Here is a 3,776-nt window from a genome sequence, read left to right on the forward strand (position 1 = left end):
CCCTTTCAGGGCACTGGCGAGGTTGCTGGCCTGGGAAGTCATCTGCAGGCCCACGTCCAGTACCTTGCGCAGCTCGCCCTCCAGCAGGGCATGGCCCTTGAGGGATTCAGAGTGGACCTGGTCGATGCGCTGCTGGAAGCTGGTGATCTGTTCGCGAAAAGGCTGCAACAGGTCGCTGAGGGTGGCCCGGCTGCTGTCGTTGAACTGTCTGCCGCGGGCCTCGAAGATGCGGTTGGCCAGATGTTCGAATTCGAGCTTGAGCTGCTCGCGGCTTTCCTTGAGCAGTTGCAGCTGGGCCTTGTGCAGACGCTCCTGTTCCTGCTGGCGTGCCAATAGCCGGTCGTACTCGCTGCGCAAAGCCTGGTGCCGATTGCCCAGCTGTGCCAGCCGCCGCGCCTGTTCGCCGTGCTGCCGGTGGAGCTGGCGCAGGCGCAAGACAAGAGCCGCGGCGGCCCCCAGTGCCAGACCGACAACCAGGGCTGCCACGGGCAGCATCCAGGCCTGGTCTAGCGCGGGAATCGGGATAGCGGGCATGCGGTCTCCTGTGCCTCGCCGCCAGTGTAGCGCATCGCCCGGGCCTGCTGCCTAGCGGCTGACCACCAGCTGGGAGATGTCCGCGACTTCCAGGAACAGCTGTCGCAGGGTGTAGAGCAGGTTGAGGCGATTGCTGCGCAGCGCCTCGTCCTCCGTGTTCACCATCACCTGGTCGAAGAAGGCGTCGACCGGACCCTGCAGCGCGGCCAGGCAGCTCAGGGCTTCAGTATAGGCGCCGCGTTCCAGGTGGCCGCTGCTGACCTCGGCCAGGCCGGCCATGTGTTCCGCCAGGGCCTGCTCAGCGGGGTCGGTGAGGCGCTGTCGGTCGACCGGGCCAAACTCGAAGTCCGGGTCCAGCTTGTCGAGGATGTTGCCGACCCGCTTGTTCGCCGCCGCCAGCGCGGTGGCCTCGGGCAACTTGCTGAAAGCGTGCACGGCATATACCCGGCGCTGGATGTCCAGGGGCCGGCTCGGGCCGTTGGCGCTGACCGCCCGAAACACCTCTACCGGTATCGATTCTTCCTCGAACCAGGCGCGGAAGCGTTCCAGCATGTAGTCCAGCACCTGGTCCGCGGTGCCGTTAGCCAGTGTCCCCGGCGCGTAGCCGGCGACGGCGCGGGCGAGGCAGTCGCGCAGGTCCAGGTCCAGCGACTTCTCCACCAGGATGCGCAGTACCGCAAGCGAAGCGCGACGCAGGGCGAAAGGGTCCCGGGAGCCGGTGGGTGGCTGGCCGATGCCAAAAATCCCGACCAGGGTGTCCAGGCGGTCGGCCAGGCCGACGGCGGCGGCGGTCAGGCCCTGGGGCAGGCGGTCGCCAGCGAAGCGCGGCCAGTACTGCTGCTCCATGGCCTCCGCAACACTGTCCGGCTCGCCGTCGTGACGGGCGTAGTAAGCGCCCGCTATCCCCTGCATATCGGCAAATTCGAGGACCATCTCCGTTGCCAGGTCGGCCTTGCAGAGCAGGCCGGCGCGCTCTGCCGCGGCAACCGGACTGCCCAGCATCCCCGCCAGGCGCCCCGCCAGCGCGGCAACGCGTCGCGACTTGTCATAGACGGTGCCCAGCTGCTGCTGGAAAACGATATTGCGGAGGCCGTCGACCCGGCTGTGCAGCGACCGCTTTTTGTCGGTTTCAAAAAAGAATGCGGCGTCGCTCAGGCGCGGGCGAATCACCCGCTCATTGCCGCGGATAACCTGGACCGGATCAGTGCTCTCGATATTGCAGATGGTGATGAAGTGAGGCAGCAGACGGCCCTCCCCGTCCACCAGATGGAAATACTTCTGGTGTTCCTTCATCGAGGACACCAGGGCCTCCGCCGGCACGGCCAGGAAGCGCTCCTCGAAATTGCCGGTCAGGGCAACGGGCCACTCGACCAGGCCGGTCACCTCGTCCAGCAGGTCCGGATCAATGACGGCGGTGGCCTGGAGGGCGCTGGCCTCCACTTCCACCTGCTCCCGGATCATCGCCCGGCGCTCTTCGAAGCTGGCGATAACGCGGGCTTCGGCCAGCATGCCCGGATAGTCCTCGGGCCGCTTCAGGGCGATATCCCCGGCGCTGTGGAAGCGGTGGCCGCGGGTGACGTTGCCGGTGGGCAGGCCCAGTACTTCGCCGTGGCTACAGTCGGTGCCGAGCATCGCAACGATCCAGTGTACCGGGCGCACGAACTCCACCCGGGACGCGCCCCAGCGCATCCGCTTGGCAATCGGCAGGTCGCGGATGCTGTCGTGGATGATGTCGTTCAGGCAGTCCCGGGCGCTGGCGCCGCGAAGGGTATTGCGCAGGCACAGGCGCGGCCCCTTGGGCGTGTCGACAACGGACAGTGACTCGGGCTCCAGGCCCTGCTTGCGGGCAAAGCCGATGGCGGCCGGCGTCCAGGCTCCATGCTCGTCCCTGGCCTTGTCGGCGGGGGGGCCCTGAACCTCCTGTTCCCGGTCCGGGGCCTGCAGGGTGACATCGTGTACCAGCACCGCCAGGCGCCGGGGAGAAGCGAACCACTCCACCTTGCCGTGCTCCAGTTGCCGCTGCGCCAGGCCGGTGACAATGCCGTCGCGAAAGGCCAGGCCGAGCGCTTTCAGGGACCGGGGCGGCAGCTCTTCGGTGCCCAGTTCTACCAGCAGGGTTTCGGTGTTGCTCATGCGCTGGCCTCCCTGTTCGCCGTTGCCAGGACTTCCTGCCGCAGGCGTTCCTCCGCCATGGGAAAGCCGCGCGCCGCCCGGGCGTCGAAGTAGGCCTGGGCCACCCCCCGTGCCAGGGTGCGCACCCGCAGGATGTAGCGCTGGCGCTCGGTGACCGAGATGGCGTGGCGCGCATCCAGCAGGTTGAAGGTGTGCGAGGCTTTCATCACCATTTCATAGGCCGGCAGCGGGAGATTGAGCTCGGTCAGGCGCAGGGCCTCACGCTCACAGTAGTCGAACTGGCCGAACAGCCAGTCGATGTCCGCTTCCTCGAAATTGTACCGCGACATTTCCACCTCGTTCTGGTGGTAGACATCGCCGTAGGTGACGGTGCCCGAGGGACCCCGCGCCCACACCAGATCGTAGATGCTGTCCACCGCCTGCAGATACATGGCGATGCGCTCCAGGCCATAGGTAATCTCGCCGGTTACTGGATAGCACTCCAGGCCACCGGCCTGCTGGAAGTAGGTGAACTGGGTAACTTCCATGCCGTTGAGCCACACTTCCCAGCCGAGCCCCCAGGCACCGAGGGTGGGCGACTCCCAGTTGTCCTCGACGAAGCGAATATCGTGCACCGCGCTGTCGATACCCAGCGCCTGCAGGGATTGCAGGTACAGATCCTGGAACTCCGGTGGTGACGGCTTCATCACCACCTGGAACTGGTAGTAGTGCTGCAATCGGTTCGGGTTTTCGCCGTAGCGGCCGTCGGTGGGCCGGCGGCTGGGCTGGACATAGGCTGCGTTCCAGCTTTCCGGACCGATGGCGCGCAGGAAGGTCGCCGGGTGGAAGGTGCCGGCGCCGACTTCCATGTCGAGGGGCTGCAGGACGACGCAGCCCTGCCCGGCCCAGAATTGTTGCAGGGTGAGAATCAGATCCTGGAAGGTCATTGGGGCTGTGGCCACGGTGATTCCTGTTCGCGGTTTGCAAAAAAGCTGGTTAGTATACAGGCACTTTGGCGTGCATTGTATGCGCGCACCAGCCTTCCCCGAAACGTACCAGCGGCGCTGCAGGCGCCGGCGACAGGAGCTCCATGTTCTACGGCAAAGTGGTGGCGGGCCTTATCGGCCTGC

3 protein-coding genes are annotated in these 3,776 nt (G+C 66.2%); all 3 read right to left on the bottom strand.

The window, feature by feature from the left end; translation table 11 throughout:
- The coding region (gene rmuC / locus RJQ10_RS00245) for a DNA recombination protein RmuC (protein WP_350142426.1) at positions 1-534 on the bottom strand (534 nt) is incomplete at its 3' end.
- Positions 535-585: 51 nt separating this feature from the next.
- Entirely contained in the window at positions 586-2,667 is a 2,082-nt protein-coding gene (gene glyS / locus RJQ10_RS00250) for a glycine--tRNA ligase subunit beta (protein WP_350142428.1), read from the bottom strand.
- The gene (glyQ, locus tag RJQ10_RS00255) at positions 2,664-3,593 is read right to left on the bottom strand and encodes a glycine--tRNA ligase subunit alpha (RefSeq protein WP_350142430.1); all 930 of its coding nucleotides are present in this window, start codon (positions 3,591-3,593) and stop codon (positions 2,664-2,666) included. The genes glyS and glyQ overlap by 4 nt, the downstream gene beginning before the upstream one ends.
- Positions 3,594-3,776 lie beyond the last annotated feature (183 nt).

The organism is Haliea sp. (genome assembly GCF_040222615.1).
Classification (GTDB): Bacteria; Pseudomonadota; Gammaproteobacteria; order Pseudomonadales; family Halieaceae; genus Haliea.